This is a genomic window from Collinsella sp. AM31-2AC (assembly GCF_003469285.1).
In the GTDB taxonomy this organism is placed as follows: Bacteria; Actinomycetota; Coriobacteriia; order Coriobacteriales; family Coriobacteriaceae; genus Collinsella; species Collinsella aerofaciens_AT.
This window is the reverse complement of sequence record NZ_QSJB01000014.1, coordinates 1-18353: the sequence shown is the minus strand read 5'-3', so window position 1 is coordinate 18353 and position 18353 is coordinate 1. Positions and strand designations below refer to the sequence as shown.

General features: G+C 59.7%; 15 protein-coding genes. 10 read left to right on the top strand and 5 right to left on the bottom strand.

Annotation, left to right across the window (positions count from 1 at the left end):
- Positions 1–183 precede the first annotated feature (183 nt).
- Positions 184–1074, top strand: coding sequence for a DegV family protein (locus tag DW796_RS07670; RefSeq protein ID WP_118094752.1), 891 nt, complete (start codon positions 184–186; stop codon positions 1072–1074).
- Between the two features lie 82 nt (positions 1075–1156).
- Here DW796_RS07670 and DW796_RS07665 read toward each other — a convergent pair whose 3' ends face one another.
- A complete protein-coding gene (locus DW796_RS07665) occupies positions 1157–2248 on the bottom strand; it encodes a hypothetical protein (RefSeq protein ID WP_118094751.1) in 1092 nt (363 codons plus the stop codon).
- Between the two features lie 191 nt (positions 2249–2439).
- On the opposite strand from DW796_RS07665, the gene DW796_RS10440 reads away from it, so the two are divergent.
- Positions 2440–2610 (top strand): hypothetical protein, encoded by a 171-nt coding sequence (locus DW796_RS10440; RefSeq protein ID WP_158551274.1) that lies wholly within the window; start codon positions 2440–2442, stop codon positions 2608–2610.
- 24 nt (positions 2611–2634) lie between these two features.
- On the opposite strand, the gene DW796_RS07660 is transcribed toward DW796_RS10440, so the two are convergent.
- Both DW796_RS07660 and DW796_RS07655 read right to left on the bottom strand, forming a co-directional pair.
- On the bottom strand, positions 2635–3738 hold the full coding sequence (locus DW796_RS07660; RefSeq protein WP_118094750.1) for an RsmB/NOP family class I SAM-dependent RNA methyltransferase: 1104 nt from the start codon (positions 3736–3738) through the stop codon (positions 2635–2637).
- A gap of 36 nt (positions 3739–3774) precedes the next feature.
- Positions 3775–5925, bottom strand: a complete 2151-nt coding sequence (locus tag DW796_RS07655) for a methionine--tRNA ligase (protein ID WP_118094749.1) — start codon at positions 5923–5925, stop codon at positions 3775–3777.
- A gap of 132 nt (positions 5926–6057) precedes the next feature.
- Between DW796_RS07655 and DW796_RS07650 the strand changes: the two genes are divergently transcribed.
- From DW796_RS07650 to queA, 3 genes are all read left to right on the top strand, one after another.
- The gene (locus DW796_RS07650; protein ID WP_118094748.1) at positions 6058–6624 is read left to right on the top strand and encodes a DUF3267 domain-containing protein; all 567 of its coding nucleotides are present in this window, start codon (positions 6058–6060) and stop codon (positions 6622–6624) included.
- A 10-nt stretch (positions 6625–6634) separates the two neighbouring features.
- The gene (locus DW796_RS07645) at positions 6635–7210 is read left to right on the top strand and encodes an epoxyqueuosine reductase QueH (RefSeq protein ID WP_118094747.1); all 576 of its coding nucleotides are present in this window, start codon (positions 6635–6637) and stop codon (positions 7208–7210) included.
- A 70-nt stretch (positions 7211–7280) separates the two neighbouring features.
- Positions 7281–8492 carry a tRNA preQ1(34) S-adenosylmethionine ribosyltransferase-isomerase QueA gene (gene queA, locus DW796_RS07640; RefSeq protein ID WP_118094746.1) on the top strand — a complete coding sequence of 404 codons (1212 nt, stop codon included), beginning with the start codon at positions 7281–7283 and terminating at the stop codon, positions 8490–8492.
- Positions 8493–8823: 331 nt separating this feature from the next.
- On the opposite strand, the gene DW796_RS07635 is transcribed toward queA, so the two are convergent.
- Positions 8824–10587 carry a hypothetical protein gene (locus DW796_RS07635; RefSeq protein WP_118094745.1) on the bottom strand — a complete coding sequence of 588 codons (1764 nt, stop codon included), beginning with the start codon at positions 10585–10587 and terminating at the stop codon, positions 8824–8826.
- Positions 10588–10881: 294 nt separating this feature from the next.
- Between DW796_RS07635 and DW796_RS07630 the strand changes: the two genes are divergently transcribed.
- From DW796_RS07630 to DW796_RS07610, 5 genes are all read left to right on the top strand, one after another.
- A complete protein-coding gene (locus DW796_RS07630) occupies positions 10882–11682 on the top strand; it encodes an SDR family NAD(P)-dependent oxidoreductase (protein ID WP_117839732.1) in 801 nt (266 codons plus the stop codon).
- 436 nt (positions 11683–12118) lie between these two features.
- Positions 12119–13258, top strand: coding sequence for a tRNA guanosine(34) transglycosylase Tgt (tgt, locus tag DW796_RS07625; RefSeq protein ID WP_022093813.1), 1140 nt, complete (start codon positions 12119–12121; stop codon positions 13256–13258).
- Positions 13259–13471: 213 nt separating this feature from the next.
- A complete protein-coding gene (locus DW796_RS07620) occupies positions 13472–14230 on the top strand; it encodes a TIGR00730 family Rossman fold protein (RefSeq protein WP_117770181.1) in 759 nt (252 codons plus the stop codon).
- A 112-nt stretch (positions 14231–14342) separates the two neighbouring features.
- Complete coding sequence (locus tag DW796_RS07615; RefSeq protein ID WP_118094744.1) at positions 14343–14642, top strand: type II toxin-antitoxin system RelB/DinJ family antitoxin; 300 nt, start codon at positions 14343–14345, stop codon at positions 14640–14642.
- A gap of 2 nt (positions 14643–14644) precedes the next feature.
- The gene (locus tag DW796_RS07610) at positions 14645–14953 is read left to right on the top strand and encodes a type II toxin-antitoxin system YafQ family toxin (protein WP_055250871.1); all 309 of its coding nucleotides are present in this window, start codon (positions 14645–14647) and stop codon (positions 14951–14953) included.
- Between the two features lie 64 nt (positions 14954–15017).
- Here the strand turns inward: DW796_RS07610 and DW796_RS07605 are convergent, their stop codons facing one another.
- Entirely contained in the window at positions 15018–18002 is a 2985-nt protein-coding gene (locus DW796_RS07605; RefSeq protein WP_158567711.1) for a DEAD/DEAH box helicase family protein, read from the bottom strand.
- Between the last annotated feature and the right edge of the window lie 351 nt (positions 18003–18353).

The window sequence follows — 18353 nt, the reverse complement described above, 5'->3', positions numbered from 1 at the left end:
GATATGGCGGTTGGGTGGAGACGACAGAAGGTGTTTTCTCAGATATTTATGCGTGGGGTCGGTGGAGACGATGGTGGTAAAGATGTTCGCTATTATTGGTTCGATTTGGTAAATAGTGGACATATGTACCGTATATAGGCTCACTGTGCGATAATTTGCGCAGCAATGAGTAAGGAGCCTCATATGAGTGATTTTGTCCTGACCTGTGAATCCGCCGCCGATCGAACTCGGGAGTTCTTTGAATCGCGCAATATCCCTGTCGTGTGTTTTCATTACGAGATCGACGATGTTGTCTATACGGACGATCTGTATCAGTCGATTACGCCGGACGAGTTTTTTGCCCAGATATCCGCGGGCGCCATGCCCAAGACGTCTCAGGTGAGCGTGGGTGAGTACGAGGAGTTTTGGGAGCCGCTTGTTGCCGAGGGTAAAGACGTGCTGCACCTGACGTTGTCGTCGGGTATTTCGGGTACGTATGGCTCGGCTTGCGTTGCGGCGCAGATGCTCGCCGATCGCTATCCCCAGGGCGGCAAGGTGCGCGTCATCGATTCGCTGGCGGCGTCTTCGGGCTTTGGCCTGCTGGCGGAATGTGCCGCCGACGTGCGCGATAGCGGGGCTTCACTCGACGAGACGGCTGCCTGGATCGAGGAGCACAAGCTCAACCTGCACCACTGGTTCTTCTCGACCGATCTGTCGAGCTACCTGCGCGGCGGTCGCATTTCGGCTGCGAGCGCGATCATCGGCACGGCGCTTAAGATTTGCCCGCTTATGACGGTCGATTGCGAAGGTGGGCTGTCGCCACGTGAGAAGATTCGCACTAAGAAGCGCGCGATTTCCGAGATGGCTAAGACCATGTTGGCACACGTGCAGGACGGTGCGGATTATTCGGGTAAGTGCATCATGTCGCACTCGGCGTGCCGCGAGGATGCCGAAGCAGTTGCGGCGCTGATCGAGGAACAGATTCCGCAGCTTAAAGGCAAGATTGAGATCAATAACATCGGTACTCTGATTGGCTCGCATACCGGACCTGGTACGGTGGCGCTCTTCTTTATGGGCGACAAGCGCGTGGATTAGTTTGCCCCATCACATCGCTGCATGATTGCTCAAACGAAAACGGCCCGCCTCACGTTTGTGTGGGGCGGGCCAGGATGTTTTGCTAGCGTTTCTTTCCGCGGAAGAAGAAGCCGTGCAGTGACGGCTTGAGGCCGCGGTTGGCGCGATGCTCCTCGACGCGCTCGTGGATCGAAGCGACGCGCTCGATGACTTCGTCGGGAATCGGCACGTCGGGATTCATGTTCTCGACCTGGCTGACCTCGGCGGCGGAGACCTGGTCGATAATGGGCACATCGTCGTGCGAGATGACAGGTGTGGCGTCTTCCTTCATCTTGCGATAACGCTGCATCATGTCGGTCTGTAGCTGCTGGGCCGAAGGCGGCGTCCAGATGATGGCGTTGGCGCCGGCGGCGATGGTTTCACGGATGCTCTCTGGCGTTTTGCCGCCCGGCGCGATGAGCGGCAGGTTGGGATAGTGCTCGCGCAGCTCGCGCAGGACCTGGGGCGTGTTCTTGCCGGCCGCGATGTTGAGGATCTTGGCTCCGGCGCGCACTTTGGCGTGAGCATCGTCGTCGCAACGTACGACCGTGGCGATGACGGGGATGTCGGCGATGTTGGTGATGTGCTCGATCATTTCGGCAGTGGCAGGGGAGTTGACCACACAGCCCGCCGCGCCCTGCATCTCGGAGACGGCTGCCATCTGTACGGAGCGCTTACCGGTCGTAGTTCCGCCGCCCACGCCTACAAAGACCGGGCACTCGGCAACGGTCAACAGCGCCTGCGTAATGGCCGGCTGTGGCGTGAAGGGGTAAACGGCAAAGACGGCATCGGCGTTGGAGTTGCGGATGACCGCGACGTCGGTGGTGTAGATAAGCGACTTGATGCGACGACCGAAGAGCGTAAAGCCGCTGGCCTCCTCGATCTCATCGGGCATGCGGAGAGCCGCCTTGCGCAGACGCCCGTCGATGGGCAGCGGCTCCATGGGCAAAAGGCCGTTGGGAGTTACGGCCACCTGGGGCTCGGTAAATTCGTCTGCAAGTTCTACCTCGGAGAAGTCGACCGAGGCGACAATGTCCTCGTGAACCTCGGCGGGAACATCGATGGGGGCTTGGTCGTTTGCCGTGACTGACGTGTCGAAGGAGCTGGTGCCGACAAAGGCGTCGACGCGCTCGTTTAGGTCGTTGAGGGTATCCATGGAGGCTCGATTCTATGTGATGACGGCCGGCAGGGTGCCGGCAGCATTGTACTTGCTAAATCGTTTGACGAGTTGATTTTTCCCCGCCGTGCCATCCGTTAGACCGAAGGGCCGGCGAACGTGAAGGAGCTGTGGTGGCGGGGATCGAGGTGCTATCTTGAAAGTCCCGTTTAAAAGAGAGGTGACGCGGTATGGAATTGACAGCAATGTTTGGCTCGATTGGCCTGTGTGTGGGCGCAATTGTTGCCGCCGCGGTCATCTACTTTGTGGTCACGGCCATTAAGGGCAAAAGGGCCGAACGCAAGGAGCGCACGATGCTTAAACAGCATCGCGACCAGCAGGGCAAACGCGCACGGAGATAGCTTGTTGAGTTTTGGATCCGTGCGCTAACTGCGTTTTCGGATCAGGGCAATGTAGAAGCCCTCAAAGTCGCGGCTGGGCGGAATGGTGAGCGTGCCGGGCAGGCCGTTGGCGATGGCCGATACCTGACCCGCGGCAATGGCTTCGGTCAGGGCGTTGGACTCGATGCGCGGCTCCTCACCAGCTTCCTGGGCGCGGCGTGCCTCACTTTCGCTCGGCGTGCCATCGAGGGGGATAAGCTCGCAGTCCATGTGCTTGTCGAGGGCCTCTTGCAGGGCGTCCTCGTTTTCCTGCGGCATAATCGAACAAGTCGAATAGACGAGCGTGCCGCCCGGTTTGAGGGCTCCCATGGCGCGGTCCAGAAGTGCTCGCTGCGAGCGGGCGCACCTGCTCAGCAACTGCTCGGTGAGGCCGCGCAGGCTCTTCTCGTTGCCGCTGACGACTGTGCCCGTGCCGGTGCAGGGAGCGTCGAGCAGGATACGGTCAAAGCGGAAGAACTCGTCGAGCTCGCGTGCGTCGATGCGCATGACGGGCACGTTTTTTGCGCCTTGGCGGTGGAGGTTGGCTTCGAGCTTCTCGGCGCGGGGAATGCTCATCTCGCAGGCGGTGAGGTGTGCCTGGCCCTGGGTGAGGGCGGCGATCTGCGTCGTCTTGCCGCCGGGGGCCGCGCACATGTCCAGGATGTCCTCGCCGGCCTGGGCGCCCAAGACCAACGGCGGCATCATGGACGACAGACTTTGCAAGTAGATCTTGCCGTCGCGGTAGATGTCGAGGTCCCACAGGTCGGAAACCTGGGCCTCGGGCAGGATGGAAGCGTCCGGGTACCATGCGACGGGGCGGTGGGCGATGCCGGCGGCATCGAGCGCCGCGGCGATGTCCTCGGCGGTTGCCTTGAGCGTGTTGGCGCGCAGCGTGACCGGGCGTGTGGCCGCGGCGCCGAAGCCCTCGATCATAAGCTCGGCATCGGCGGGCGCATAGGCGCCGGCGACCGTGTCGACCATAAAGCGCGGCAGGTCGGCGGCGCAGGGAAGGGCGGCAAGCTGGTCGGAAAGCTCGGTGGCGGCAAACTGCCTGAGCTTGAGCTCGGCCTTGACCTGCTTTTTCTGCTTACGACGACGCGGCTTGGACATCCGTCTTTCCTTCCCATTCCATTACATGTCGAGTGTTTAGTACTGGCTCTCGTGCTTGCTAAAGAAGTCGAAGCGCGGGGGCAGCGGCTTCACGCGGTGCTCGCCGGGCTTCTCGCCCAGGATCTCCACGAACTCGTCCGTGGAGGCAAAGATGTTATCCCAGCTAAAGAAAGCGACCGGGTCGACGTCGAAGTACTCGCAGATGAGCTCGCAGCCGGCCGGCACAATACCGTGCATCAGGACGGTCGCCACGCGCAGCTCGGTAAAGGCGTCGACAAGGGCCTGCGTCATCGCGGCGTTTGCTGGCTTGCCTTCGAGCTTGTTGGCGGCCTTGGAAGCGTCGCTCCAGCGCTTGTTGGCGGCGCGCAGGTAGTCGTCGCACACGGCAAGCGCGCGGTGCGTCTCGAACTTGTACATGGCCTGCTCAAAGGCGAGGGCTGCCTGCTGGGCGGCTTCGACCACGGTGTCAGAAGCGGCACCGGCGGGGATGCAGCCGTTGCGGTAGGGGCTCTCGTCGCCTTCCTTGACGGCGACGCCGTAGAAGCAGCTGCGGGCCAGACGGTTGAACACGCCGGTCAGCAGCGCGCTCTCCTTAAGGGCCGGGTCGATAACGCGCTTGTCGTCGCAGGCGCGTACCTCGTTGCCGTCCTTGTCCTTGCCGGTCACACGCGTGTCGTATGCCTTGGGGCTAAAGCTCACCGGCTTTTCGGATAGGCCGAGCGACAGCCAGTGCGCGCGCATCTGCTCGCAGGTGTAGTGGTTGAGCAGGTCGTCTGCCGGCGGGGGAGGCGTCTGCGAGGACGAGCTGGCCTTTTTGCCCATGTAGAGCAGGTGGTAGCAGGCGCTGACGGTGCTCTGCGTGAGGTCCCAGCCCAGGGCCTCCCACATGGCGGTCTGCGCGATGCAGTAGAAATAGATGTTGTCCTGACCGATGAACTGATAGATCTGCGCGTCGTCAGAGCACCACCAGTCGCGCCAATCGAGCGAGCTGTGCTGGTAGGTGGGTGCGGGGACCTGCGTGGAATCGGCGGCGGGCTTGCCCATGAGGGCGGCGTCCTGGGCGGCGACACCCTCGGTCACGCCGGCGGCGCGGGCGTCGCGGGCGAGTACGGTGCGGGTGTAGCTGATGGGCGCCCACAGGCTCTCGGGCCAGCACCAGCAGGTGACGTCGGAGACGCCATCGACCTCGGGCACCGGAACGCCCCAGTCGATGTTGCCGGTGATGCGGAAGGGCACGAGCGCCTTGCCGCTGCGGAAGCGCACGCCGCCGTTGGCGAGCACCGCGTGGGCGTCGTCGCGCTCTTTCCAGCTGGGGAAGGTGACGGTAAAGCTGCTCTTGTTGCCCTCGGGCTCCAGCACGGTGTGCTCGGGGAGCTGGTCCTCGACGGCATCGAAGGCCTCGCGGAACTTGTTCTGGATGTAGAGCTGAGCCGGCAGCAGCCACTCCTCCATGGTCTTGGAGACCACGGAGCGAACCTGCGGGTTCTGGGCGAGCTTGGCGGTGTAGGTTTTCATGAAGTCGAGGTAGGCCGGCAGGTCAAAGTAGAGATTGTCGACCGGACGCAACTCGGGCACCTCGCCGGTGAGCTGGCTTTTGGGCGCGATGAGCTCCTCGGGCTCAAACTGGTGGCCCAGATCGCACTCGTCGGCATAAGCCTTCTCGGACTTGCAGCCCTGGATGGGGCAGCGGCCGATGACCTGGCGGCCGTTGAGGAATGTGCCGGCCTTGGCGTCGTAGAACTGCAGCGTGGAGCGCTTGGAGATGGTGCCCTGCTCGTGCAGGCGCTCGATAATCTCGGCAGTCACCTCGTTGTGGATCTGGGCCGCCGGCTCAAGGCCCGAGCCGCCGTAGATATCGCAGCTGATGTTGTAGTTGTTGAGGGTCGCGGCCTGGCGGGAGTGATTGGACTCGACATACTCGCCGATGGACTTATCGTAGCCTTCGTTCTCCTTGAGCTTGCGGTAGCTCTCCATGATGGGCGAGCCGTAGCAGTCGGTGCCCGAGGTGAAGATGACGTTTTCGCGGCCCAGGCGGTCGCGCAGGAAGCGGGCGAAGAAGTCGGCCGGGACAAAGACGCCGCCAACGTGGCCAAAGTGAAGGCCCTTGTTGCCGTAGGGCTCGCCGGCGGTAACGATGGCGCGGCGAGGCCAGCTGGGACGGTCGTTCATGGAGTATTTGGATGCCATGGGACTCCTTCGCATATTGTAAGAGCGCAGCCGGGCACGGGGTTCGGCGGCGCGGTGGTCAATTCGTGCATATCGTTCGACATTATCGCACATGCGGACGGGTACGTGGCAGGGGCGCTATCCTAAGATGCTATGAATGAGATTTCCAACATACATGCGTTTGAGGACGAGGATTTTCTGCACGCCTGCTTTGTGTGGGGGATGGTCGTAGTCGGCGTGTTTGCCGTGTGCCTGGTGCCGGTGTTTATGCTGCTGGGCGGGCCTGCAGACTTGGATGCGGCTGACGCGGGCGGCTGGACGGCGGTCTTGGGCTGGATAGTCGGCTTGGCTGCGGTCTCAATGGCGTCGTTTGCCGTGCACGAGCTGGTGCATGCGGTGTTTTTTAAGCTGCTGGCGCCTGCGGGCGCGCATGTGACCTTTGGCGCGAATCGTGAGACGGCGATGATCTATGCCTGCGCCGAGGGCGTTGTGTATTCGCGCCGGCGGTATATGGCGGTTTGCCTGGCGCCGACGGTTGTTGTGACGGCGGCGTTTGCCCTGGGATTTGCGTTTTCTGGGTATCCGCTGCTGTGCTACCTGGCGGCTGGTTTGCACCTTTCGGGATGCACGGGCGACTGGTATTACGTGCGGACGATCCTGCGCGACCGCCGCATTGCCGCCTGCGAGGACACGTCCTTTGGCGTGCGCTTTTTTGGGTGAGGAGATGTCGATGAAGTCGTTGTTGCTGCATGCGTGCTGTGCACCATGCTCGCTTGAGCCGGTTCGCCTGCTGCGCGAGGAGGGGTTTGAACCCACGATCTGCTGGACCAACCCCAATATTCAGCCGCGCGATGAATGGCAGCGCCGCCTGGACGAGCTGCGCCGGTGGTGTGCCGACGGCGGCATCGAGCTCATTGAGGCCGGGGAGGACCGCGAGCGTTGGGAGACCGGCGTGGCCCCGCTGGGCGCCGATCGACCCCGTCGTTGTCGCGCGTGCTATGCCCTGCGCCTGGCCGAGGCGTGCCGCGTGGCCCAGGAGCACGGGTTTGAGTTTGTGGGTACGACGCTCGCCGTCTCGCCGTATCAGCTGTTCGATACCTGTAATGACGTGCTTGAGCGCTTGGCAGCGGCACATGGGCTCACCCCGGTCATTCGCGATTTTCGCCCGTATTACCCCGAGGCCACGCGTCGTTCGCGCGAGCTTGGCATGTATCGGCAGAACTACTGTGGTTGCCGCTTCTCGGCCGTCGAGGCGGCCATGGACCGCGCCCGCATCCGCGATGAGCGTAAAGCCGCCAAAAAGTAGTTCATTTGGGGCGTTAGCCTGCTAGGATGTAGAGCGGACTTTAGCTATATAAGGAGAATCCGACGTGTCTATGCGTACCGATGATTTTGACTATAACCTTCCTGAGGAACTGATTGCCCAGGCTCCTGCCGAGCCGCGTGACTCCTGCCGCCTGCTGGTGGTGGATCGCAAAGGCTCCCAGGCAGGAACGCCGCTGGAGCATGGCGGCACCGTCGAGCACCGCATCTTCCGCGACATCATCGACTATATCGAGCCGGGCGACGTGCTCGTCATCAACAAGACGCGCGTGATGCCGGCCCGCCTGATCGGTCGCAAATCGGGCTCGGGTGGCGTGGTCGAGACGCTGCTGCTCAAGCGCCGCGAGGATGTTGACCCGCTGGGCCATGTTTGGGAGTGCTTGGTCAAGCCGGGCAAGCGCCTGAAGCCCGGTGCCCAGATTGAGTATCGCGCCGGTGGCGCCCATGCGCCCGAGGGGGCTCCCGTGGTGCTGATGGCCGAGGTCATCGACTTTGTCACCGATAGCCGCGGCGGTCGTCTGGTGCGTTTTGAGCCGGCCGGTTGCAATGCCGCCGGTGACCCGCGCACGCTCGACGAGGCCATCCATGCTGCCGGCCACGTGCCGCTGCCGCCTTACATTACCGATTACGAGGGCGATCCCGAGAAGTACCAGACCGTCTACGCCATGAAGGAGGAGCACTCGGCTGCCGCTCCTACGGCGGGTCTGCATTTTACGCCCGAGCTTATGGCCGCTATCGAGGCCAAGGGTGCGAAGTTTGCCGCCGTCGAGCTCGAGGTGGGCATCGATACCTTCCGCTTGGTGGAGGAGGACGACCCTACGCAGCACGTCATGCACACCGAGCGCTACCACGTGTCGCAGGAGGTTGTCGACGCCGTGCATAAGGCGAAGGCCGAGGGACACCGCGTGATCGCCGTCGGCACCACCGCCGTTCGTTCGCTCGAAAGCGCCTTTGACGCGGACGCGCCGGTGTCCGATCCGGCCGTGACGGCGCGCTATTTTGAGGGTCGTGAGGACGGCGCCGACACGCTCGGCCGCGGTGACATCGTGGTGCGCGAGAACGCGACGACGCAGCTCTACCTCATGCCCGGCTCGACCTATCACGTGGTCGACGCGCTGATCACGAATTTTCACGTGCCGCGCTCTACGCTCATGATGCTCGTGAGCGCGCTTGCCTCCCGCGACCAGATCATGGATGCCTACGCCGCCGCCATAGAGGAGCGCTACCGCTTCTTCAGCTTTGGCGACGCAATGCTCATTTGTTAGTTACGCGGTTCTACGAACCGCGTAACCAGTTGACGCTGCAAACGCCCCTAAGCGGCAATCTGACGTTCAATCGTCGGGCATGACCAGAAGGTCAATGCCCTCCTCTTTCACGTCACCTTGCTCGCTTAGGGGTGTTTTCGCTGACTTTGCCAAAGCATCGGCAGGTACTCATTGGGGACGTACTTAAATGAGTGCCTGCAGAATGAGAGTGGATAATCTCCCGTTTTTGGCCTGCTTGGGGGCTCAAAGTGGGAGATTATCCACTCTCGTCATTGGGCTAGTCGTTGGGGACGTTCTTGTTTGACTAGTCGTTTAAGAACGTCCCCAATGACTACTTGCTTGCGAACAGCCAGACTAGGATGATCGCCAGGATTGCGGCGACGATGCAGACGATGGCGCCGGTGAATTTGATGCGTGAGTCGCGGGTGCGCTCTCGTACGTCATCCTCGGTAGCCTCGAGCTGGGCCACTTCGCGCTCGGTTTCGGCGTGTTCGGCTTTGTCTCGGGCCAAGGATCCTGCAAGCGACTCAGTGATCTCTGGGTGGTCGTGCACCTCGGTCGCCTGTTCGATGATCGACTGTGCATGTGCGGCATCTGCTTGGGCGTTGGCGATGGTCTGCTCCTGGTCGCGGCGTGCCTTGTCCTCCGCGGCGATCTTCTCGCGCAGTTCGCGCTGACGAGTCGCGGCGGCAGTCTTCGCCGTCTGCAACTCGTCGCGCGCGGCATCGGCTTCGGTCGTCACGGCTTGGTGCGCGCGTTTTGCGTCGGCGATAGGGGCTTGAGCCTGCTCGACGGCCTGCTCGGCTGCGGCAAGTGAATGCTCAAGGTCGGCGGTGATGCGCGGGACATCTTCTTCGGCTTTACGCAGGGCATCTGCCGTGTCGGAAATCTGCATCGAGAGCTCGCTGGTGCGCACCGTATAGTTGGCGGGATTTGCCGAGGGATTGCGTTGCAGCTCGGCATACTCATGACGCAGTGTCTCGAGCTGGGCGCGCGTGGCGTCGACGGTTTGTTGTGCGGCGGCAATGCCGGTGTCTCGCTCTGCCTTCACCTTGTCGCGGATGCGCTTGGAATCCTCAAGACGTCGAACGAGGCGGTTGCCGGTCTCGCGCGAGCTCGCCTCGCGGGCCTCCACGGCATCGAGCGTGGCCTTCAGACGGAGCTCAGTCGCGTCATCCTCTGTCTTCATTTGTTCGAGCTGACCCTTGAGCTTTGTCGCTTTGGAGGCGTGGGCATCACGGTCAATCTCGGCGGCCGCTGCAGTCTTTTGGGCCGTGGCAATCGCCTGGCGCTGGTCGGCGACGATCTGGTCGTAGCGGCCTGCGATATCCTGGCGCGTCTCGAGTTCCTCGGCCTGATCGGCAATGCGCTGCTCAAGTTCGGCCAGGTGGGCGCGGGCATCGGCAAGTGCCTTTTTCGCGGCGTTCATCTCGCGCATGGCCGAGGCGCCCTGGGCGATAAAGGTGCCCACGGCGTTCGCAGTGTTCGAGACAGCGGTCCCCAGATCGCGGCTCGCGGCGGAGGAGTGCGGGGCGGTCGGGCGAGCGGTGTCGGCAGCGTCCGCATCGGCAGCCTGCGGCACGACGATATTGCCGGTACCGCCCTCGATCACAGAAAAGCCTGCTGCGTGCGGGTCGACCGCATCGGCGCCAATCGTGGGATGCTCGAGCTGCAGAAACGAGGGCATGGTGCTGCCCTGGTCGGCAACCGGAGTCTCGCCGGGTACGAAGGTCGAGGCTGCCTCGGCGGCCTCCTCTTCCTCGGCGTCAACGTCAGCGTCGGCCACGGCGTCTTTCATCGCTTTGACGGCATCCATCATGGAGTCCATGACGGCGTCGAGCTCTTCTTCCGAAGAAACCTCGATGGGGCCCGCAGCTTGCGGAGCGGCATCCTGTACGGGGTCGTCGTCCTGAGCGGGCGCATCGTCGTTTTGCTCGTCTGCATCTTCGGCGCCAGGGGTTTCCGCCGTAGCGCTTTCGTCCAAGATGGGGTCGTCGAGGTCAATATCATCGCAGGTCACAGCGTCGGCATCTGCAGTGACGTCTGCGGAATCATCAATATGCTGTTGAGTCTGGGGGTCCAGCTCGTCTGTCATAGGTATGTGCTCCTCATCGTTGTTTGTCACCCTATGATAAAGTCTCGCGCCGACTTCCCGCGCGCCGCAGCAAAGTTTCAAAACGTGTTCGATGGCTCGCGTCGATAGCAAAAACTCGCCCACTTTATCCAGTTTTAACTTGACAATCCCTTCGCCGAAAGACGTTGCGCCGTTCGCCTGCCATGGGCTTTATTTTTCACTTGAACCCGCTAAAGTTGCATTTCAGCTTTTGGCGCGTGAAGTTGGATGCGCGCAGTCGACGGGCAGGCCCGTCGCGATTTGAAAGGACTTTATATGGGACTTTTCACTGGTAAGACCGTGATCGTCACCGGCGGTGGCAAGGCCACGCTCAAGGACGGCTCCGCTGGCTCCATCGGCTACGGTATCGATATCGCTTTTGCCAAGGAGGGCGCAAACCTCGTCATTACCGGTCGCAACGTTGCCAAGCTCGAGGCCGCCAAGGAATCCCTCGAGGCCGAGTACGGTGTCAAGGTTCTGCCTGTTCAGGCCGATGTTTCGGCTAGTCAGGACAACGAGGCTGTCGTCCAGAACGTCATCGACAAGGCCATTGAGGAGTTCGGCCGCATCGACGCCGTAGTCAACAACGCTCAGGCCAGCGCCTCGGGCGTGACGATCGCCGATCACACCATGGACCAGTTCAACCTCGCCATTTACTCCGGTCTGTATGCCACCTACCTGTACATGCAGAAGGCCTACCCGCACCTGAAGGAGACCAAGGGCTCCGTGGTCAACTTTGCTTCGGGCGCCGGCCTGTTTGGCAACTATGGCCAGTGCAGCTACGCCGCTGCCAAGGAGGGCATCCGCGGTCTGACCCGCGTCGCTGCCAACGAGTGGGGCAAGGACGGCATCAACGTTAATATCGTTTGCCCGCTTGCTTGGACCGCTGCGCTCGAGAACTTCCAGGATGCCTATCCTGAGGCGTTCAAGGCCAACGTCCACATGCCGCCGGCTGGCCACTACGGCGACGTCGAGAAGGAAATCGGCCGCGTTGTCGTTCAGCTCTGCGGTCCCGACTTTAAGTATATGAACGGCGAGACCGTCACCCTCGAGGGTGGCATGGGCCAGCGTCCTTAGGGGTTCCGCCGTTCTACCGAACGGCGGACCGGCCGACGCTGTGCGGGCCGCATTTGGACAATCTGCCGTTCAATTTCAAGGGCGCGACCAGAAGGTCAGCGCCCTTTCATTTCACGGCACCTTGTCTCAAATGCGACCCGCTCGCTGACGTTGCCAAAATATCGGCGTTGCCGTGGCTGGTAAATAGCTCCACTCATCGGGGACGTACTTAAATGAGTGCCCGCAGAATGAAAGTGGATAATCTCCCGTTTTTGGGCTGTGCTTTGGGCAAAAGTGGGAGATTATCCACGCTCATCCGGTAAGCGTCCAAAAATCCACGCTCATTTGCCGTGTCCCTGCCGTATCCTCCTCGCACCAGTTTCTGTCGAGTCGGTGCTTCTTGCGGGTTGCCCGTATAATGGTTTGCGTATGAACCGCAACCAAGGAGTTCCAGTTTATGGACCAGAACCTTTTTAAATTCGACCTGATCGCCGAGGACCCGACCACGCACGCGCGCGCCGGCGTGCTGCATACCCCGCACGGCGACATCGAGACGCCGATCTTTATGCCCGTGGGCACCAAGGCAAACGTCAAGGGTATTCCCACCGAGACCGTCAAGCAGCTCGGTGCCCAGATCGTGCTTGCCAATACCTATCACCTGTCCATGCGTCCCGGCGAGGACACCATCGCCGAGCTGGGCGGACTGCACAAGTTCATGAACTGGCACGGCCCCATCCTCACCGACTCGGGCGGTTTCCAGGTCTTCAGCCACAACGACGCCGTCAAGCTCACCGACGAGGGCGTGCGCTTTATCGTCAACGATTACGACGGCCGCCACGTGTTCTGGACGCCCGAGGACAACATGGAAATCGCCATGAAGCTCGGCTCCGACATCTGCATGCAGCTCGACCAATGCCCCGGCTATCCTGCCACGCGTGCCTATGTCGAGCGCGCCGTGGAGCTGTCGAGTATGTGGGCCGAGCGCTGCTACAAGGCTCATACCCGTGATGACCAGGCACTTTTTGGCATCGTTCAGGGTGGCATGCATCTGGATCTGCGCCTGCGATCGCTGCGCCACCTGGAGGAGTGCGGCGACTTCCCCGGCTACGGCATCGGCGGCTACTCGGTGGGCGAGGACCATGAGACCATGTTCGAGACGCTGGCGCCGCTGGTTTCCGAGTACATGCCTAAGCACAAGCCGCGCTACCTCATGGGCGTCGGCAACCCTACCACGCTCGTGCGCGGCGTTGGCGTGGGCATCGACATGTTCGACTGCGTGCTGCCGACGCGCACTGGCCGCATGGGTACCGCGTTTTCGAGCGAGGGTCGCCTCAACTTCCGCAACGCGCGCTTTGCGCACGACGACGGTCCCATCGATCCCACCTGCACCTGCCCGGTGTGCACGGGCGGTTACAGCCGTGCGCTCATCCGTCACATGGTCACGCAGAAGGAGATGCTCGGCGGCATTCTGCTGTCGATGCACAACATCTACTACCTGCTCAACCTTATGCAGCGGGCCCGCCAGGCCATTATCGAGGGCCGTTACGGAGCGTTCGTGAGCGACTGGATGAACAGCCCCGCGGCGGTGGACTACTAAGAGCGGCGCGGGCGCTTGCAGAGCGCAGGCAACGGCAAGGGGCGAGCGCCGGCCGGTCATCACGTTCGCTAACACCGTCTGCGCGACCGATGACCGATAGCTTGCAAGCACTTGATGCATCGTGGGTACCATACCGAATAGTTGATGTTCGGGCGGGTGTTTGGCGCATGGCGTCGACCCCGCCCGTTTTTCTTTTTCTCGATAGGAGTACCCATGATTAAGAACGAGAATGTCGAGGGCGAGCCTGCCTACGACGAGACGTACCGCCGCGGCCCCGTGGTCATGCGCGGCCCCATGATTCCTAAGGACAACACCTACGCCAACCTGCTGGCGCCCGAAGATTCGACCGATTGGCTGCACGCCGACCCCTGGCGTGTGCTGCGCATTCAGGCAGAGTTTGTCGATGGCTTTGGTGCACTTGCCGAGCTCGGCCCTGCGGTGACCATCTTTGGCAGCGCCCGTACGCCCAAGACCGATCCGCTCTACAAGGCGGCGCGTACCGTCGGGCGCAAGATCGCGCAACGTGGCGTGGCGGTCATCACCGGTGGCGGCCCCGGCATCATGGAAGCGGCCAACAGGGGAGCGGCGAGTGTCAACGGCAAGTCAGTTGGCCTAGGCATTGAATTGCCGCACGAGCAGGGGCTCAATAAATACGTGAACCTCGGCATGGACTTCCGCTACTTCTTTGTGCGCAAAACCATGTTCGTTAAGTACAGCTCGGGCGCCATCGTATTTCCCGGCGGCTTTGGCACGCTCGACGAGATGTTCGAGGTTCTCACGCTGGTGCAGACGCACAAGGTCAAGCGCATGCCGCTCGTGCTGGTGGGCACCGAGTACTGGCAGGGCCTATTCGACTGGCTCAACGGCCCGGTGATGGATGCCGGCATGATCAGCCCGCTCGATCCGGAGCTTGTGCACATCACCGACGACCTCAACGAGGCCGTCGACATTGCCCTGAGCGGGCTGATGTAGGGTGCTGTGACTGTTGTTATAGTAATGTGAACGGCATACTGATGCTATTTAACATCAGTATGCCATCTAAACTGGGTATACTGATGCAAAAGACGAGGCGAGGAGGTCGCGTATGTCTACTGCAACGGTTAAGCCTACGACGGTTCGCATCGAAGAGGGGCTCAAGGAACAGGCGACTGAGTTCTTGGATACGGTTGGTCTGAGTCTCAATTCGTATCTCAACCTTGCTGTTCGGCAGCTGGTAAATCAGCGAAAGATTCCTTTTGAGATTGTAGGAAGGGCGGAGGTGCCCAACGAGGTGACGAGGCGCGCCATGGTGATCGCCGAGGCTCATGAGCTGGGGATTTTGCCGGACGATAGCCTGTCATTCAATAACGCTGATGAGCTTATGTCATTCCTCGATGAGGAATAGCGATGTTCGAGATTAAAGTCGAGGCTCAATTTAAGGTGGACTACAAACGAACGATGCGCATGCATCCGCAGCTAAAAAGTGAGTTTAAAGCGGCGGTTGCAGAGCTTGTGGCTCATGGGTCACTTCCGGCGGAGTATGGCGCCCACGAGCTCTCAAACCCGGGCGGAAACTACAACGGCCACATCGATTTCCACCTATCCGATGGCTTGGTCGATGTGGTCGTTCTTTATCTTCCCCATAAGACTAACCCAGTGATTAGGCTGGTGAGAATGGGCACTCATCAGGAACTGTTTCAGGGTCCGCTGGGCTGATCGCCGATTTCTAAGTTGCGGTGGAATAGGGATTGATTGGCGGCTAATAAGCCAAAAACAGTCCCTATTTAACCGCAACTGCTGGGGGTACCCCGTTCGTCGCCGCGGCCTCCGGTTCCACTTTTCGCTGAATTTCGCTCAAAAGCTCGGCTGCGACTTCGCTGCTTTTGAAACGAATGCTGCAGTCTTCTTTCTTTGGGAAAGCCAGCAACGGAATAGCTCCGTACCAGACAGTTTCCTCGTCAATCACTGATGCGCACAGGCGTCCTTCGGCTTTGATGAGATAGTTGACGTTCATCTCGGCAAAAATCGCTTTCACGTCATCGCGTGGAGTTGAAGCAATAGAAATCTCAAGGGCAATTCCACGGGTAGCGGCATCCGCGAGTGCAGCGGCGAGCTTTTCAAGGCATGCGGCGGACGCGTAGGGTGCGGCAATAAAAATGCTTTTCGATGCGTTCTCGATGTCATTCGCTAAAGCCTCCACGGCTCTTGCCGACCTAACGAGGATATTTCGATCGTCCTGTCTGTTGTCGTTTGCCGCAAAGACTTTATATCCCAGCTTGGCGTAGGTCTTGAGCCTCTTTTGGTACATGCGCGCGAACATGGGTATCGACAGGTCAACATAGTCGAATATCTCAACCCGCTGTTTGCCCTCGTGGCTTCTGTGTAGCCTACCTGCCTGCTGCGTTATGCTGCCGTCCCAAGATATTGGAGTGGCAATGAGCAAAGTGTCAAGGTAAGACAGGTCGAAGCCCTCGCCCAGAAGACTTTCAGTTGCGACGATGATTCGATGCTCATGCTCAAAGCTGGGAAGACTCTTCAGTATTGCTTTTCTTTCTTTGGCGTCGATTTCTCCGGTTAAGAGTATGGGTTCGTGTCCACGGCTTTGAAGTAGCCTGCATAGCTCTTCGGCATGTTTTTTCCTTTTGGATAGCACAAGCGGATGTCGACCGTTTGACGCGGTCTCGAGGGCATCGTCGACAATTGCTTCGTTTCTCGCTGTGTGCGCACACAGGAGATCGAGAACTTGATTAAAGGACGCCCCTGGTTCGTAGGCGGGTAGTCGAACTCCGGTAAAACGCGGCCTAACAACGCGCTGAATTCCCTGTTGGATTGCTTGCGTTTTTGGATCAATGACATGGCGAAGCGGGCCGCAGAGCATTGAGAGTGCTCGCGTGAGTCCGTCCGAGCGTTCGGGCGTCGCGGAAAGGCCGTATACATATTTGGCTGGAGCGGATTTGAGGACGAGCTCAAGCTGTGGCGCGGCTGCATGGTGACATTCATCACAGATGATGAGGCCGTAATCACGAACGAACTCCTTGGCTATTGGTTCTCCGGTCTGGGGGTCCTTGCTGGACAAAGACTGGAATGAAGCAATGTCGATGAGATGGCTTATGGCGGTTTTGCCTCCTCCGATTTGGCCAATGAGCGGAGGCTGCCTTTTACTGATTCGTCCTTTTGGGGTTCGAACTGGCTTTCTGTTATCCGTAATGTCGATAAACCGTTCGAGCTGGGATTTCCATTGGGCAATGAGCGCAGTCTTGGGAACGATGACAAGCGTTGGAAGACCGATGGCAGCAATAAGATAGGCTCCAATGACGGTTTTCCCGAAACCCGTCGGCGCGGACATGATCCCGTCTTCATAGTTGAGCATCTGTTCGGCGGCAATTTGCTGTTCAGGGCGAAGAGCCCCTTTAAATGTCATCACAATAGGATTGCCCGACATGCGCTTGTCTGAATAGTGAGCAGAAGCGCCGGCTTCTTGAAGCAGCCGCTCGAGTTGAGCTTTACAGCCTCTGGGAATCGCAACGCAGCCATCTCTAAGTTCGCTGAGGTCTATGTACCGCGGTTTGCCAAATACTGATTGGTGCATTGATTGGGCACGGAAGAATTCCGGGTTGGCAAATGTTGCAAGCCTGCGAACCTCCATCTGGGTGGCCGGGCTCAGAGATTTTTCGGTTATGTAGAGCATATCGGCTTGCGTGACGGGTAGCGATGACGGGAAGTCCTGCGGCGTGAGCGGAAGCCGCTTTCGCGGCCTCTGAGAATGTGGCGCGGCGGTGTTTCCCGCCACTGCAGCTGATATTCCATGCGGTTTATTGTCGATGCTTTCGATCAGATTTTGCACCGTTGCATGTGGAATCAGCTGTATTTGCGAAAGGTAAAGCCATTGATCGGGAAAGGGCTCAAATTGCTCGTCAACAAATACACTGTTCCCTTTTCGCTGCGCTTTTCCTTGAAAAGGCAGTGCTATGAGATTTCCGAAGCCGCCCTCAGGAATGGTGGACTGCGCGGGCAGCATCCGGTCAAAAGCTTCAAAGGTGATTGTCTTGTTGAGCGCCGCCGCTTCGGTGATAAGGCTGCTTCCAAATTCTCGTGCGATCTTTGCGCTGGTGAGCTCTAGGAAGAAAAACCAGACATGTGCGCCGTTGCCTGATCTCGATCGCTCGACTGCAGCATCGATTCCATGGTTTTTTGCGACAAGCCGAATGGCGTTTGTCGCTTCTTTCCAATCGGCTCCGTCAAAGTCGATGACCAGGACTTTTGTGTTGCTGTCACTATCGAGAACGTATTGACCTATGACGTCTCGGAGCCTGTCGTCGTTGCCTTTGAAATGGGCGATGATCGCGGCATCGCTCAGCTCGGGGAAGATACGGTTGCCGCATTCCGCGCATTTGGTTTTCTGACGATTTACTTTGGGGCAAATGCCTGCCTTCCACTCATTTGCGCAGGCGGGTGTATAGCCGATTCCCCCGTCTTTTCTGCGGTACCCATGAGCGTAAACATCTTTGCGGCCAGTAAAGAGATTGCGAAAGAGTTCCAGTTTGTCGCGCGCTGGGCTCGCACTGGTGACGATTCCCTCGACCTGTGCCCGTCTATCGAAAGATTCGCCAGCTTTCTCCCATTCTTCCGGTGTTGCGTAACGGATGTCTGGACCGTTGCCGCAGATGACGATTTGGCTGTGCGGCTCCGATACATGGGCGACGGTTTTCTTGAATTGGAATAGCGTACCCCCGATGAGGGCGTATTGATGCGTGACGGTGCTCATGTAAATGCCGTTCTTGTCGGAGTTCATTGAAATGAGGGTACGTTATTTTGATTTTTAAGGGACTCGACTCTGATTTTGGTTCGGCGATAGCGGAGTACAGCTCCGTGAGTGGTGTTTGGCTGAGGTCAAAATGTGCGGTAGCTGTTGCTGAATGGGTTTTGGCGGCCATGAGGTGGGCTGGAGGCGCAGAAAACTATCCTCGAATAGACCCTGTGGGCAAAAAATGGCAAATATGAGTACTGTGGTTTGAGCAGTAACATATCATCTGGAAAGTATTTAAGACCAATCGATTCGGATTGGGTAGCGTGCAGAGATGTGGTGTAAGAGGCGGGGCATGCCCCGCCTCCGCCC

Excerpts from the sequence above, each read along its gene's own strand:
- DW796_RS10440 (WP_158551274.1), top strand. The coding sequence starts at position 2,440 with ATGGAATTGACAGCAATGTTTGGCTCGATTGGCCTGTGTGTGGGCGCA.
- DW796_RS07610 (WP_055250871.1), top strand. The coding sequence starts at position 14,645 with ATGTTCGAGATTAAAGTCGAGGCTCAATTTAAGGTGGACTACAAACGA.
- DW796_RS07605 (WP_158567711.1), bottom strand. The coding sequence starts at position 18,002 with ATGAGCACCGTCACGCATCAATACGCCCTCATCGGGGGTACGCTATTC.
- DW796_RS07620 (WP_117770181.1), top strand. The coding sequence starts at position 13,472 with ATGATTAAGAACGAGAATGTCGAGGGCGAGCCTGCCTACGACGAGACG.
- DW796_RS07665 (WP_118094751.1), bottom strand. The coding sequence starts at position 2,248 with ATGGATACCCTCAACGACCTAAACGAGCGCGTCGACGCCTTTGTCGGC.
- DW796_RS07635 (WP_118094745.1), bottom strand. The coding sequence starts at position 10,587 with ATGACAGACGAGCTGGACCCCCAGACTCAACAGCATATTGATGATTCC.
- DW796_RS07660 (WP_118094750.1), bottom strand. The coding sequence starts at position 3,738 with ATGTCCAAGCCGCGTCGTCGTAAGCAGAAAAAGCAGGTCAAGGCCGAG.
- tgt (WP_022093813.1), top strand. The coding sequence starts at position 12,119 with ATGGACCAGAACCTTTTTAAATTCGACCTGATCGCCGAGGACCCGACC.
- DW796_RS07650 (WP_118094748.1), top strand. The coding sequence starts at position 6,058 with ATGAATGAGATTTCCAACATACATGCGTTTGAGGACGAGGATTTTCTG.
- DW796_RS07630 (WP_117839732.1), top strand. The coding sequence starts at position 10,882 with ATGGGACTTTTCACTGGTAAGACCGTGATCGTCACCGGCGGTGGCAAG.
- queA (WP_118094746.1), top strand. The coding sequence starts at position 7,281 with ATGCGTACCGATGATTTTGACTATAACCTTCCTGAGGAACTGATTGCC.
- DW796_RS07655 (WP_118094749.1), bottom strand. The coding sequence starts at position 5,925 with ATGGCATCCAAATACTCCATGAACGACCGTCCCAGCTGGCCTCGCCGC.
- DW796_RS07670 (WP_118094752.1), top strand. The coding sequence starts at position 184 with ATGAGTGATTTTGTCCTGACCTGTGAATCCGCCGCCGATCGAACTCGG.
- DW796_RS07645 (WP_118094747.1), top strand. The coding sequence starts at position 6,635 with ATGAAGTCGTTGTTGCTGCATGCGTGCTGTGCACCATGCTCGCTTGAG.
- DW796_RS07615 (WP_118094744.1), top strand. The coding sequence starts at position 14,343 with ATGTCTACTGCAACGGTTAAGCCTACGACGGTTCGCATCGAAGAGGGG.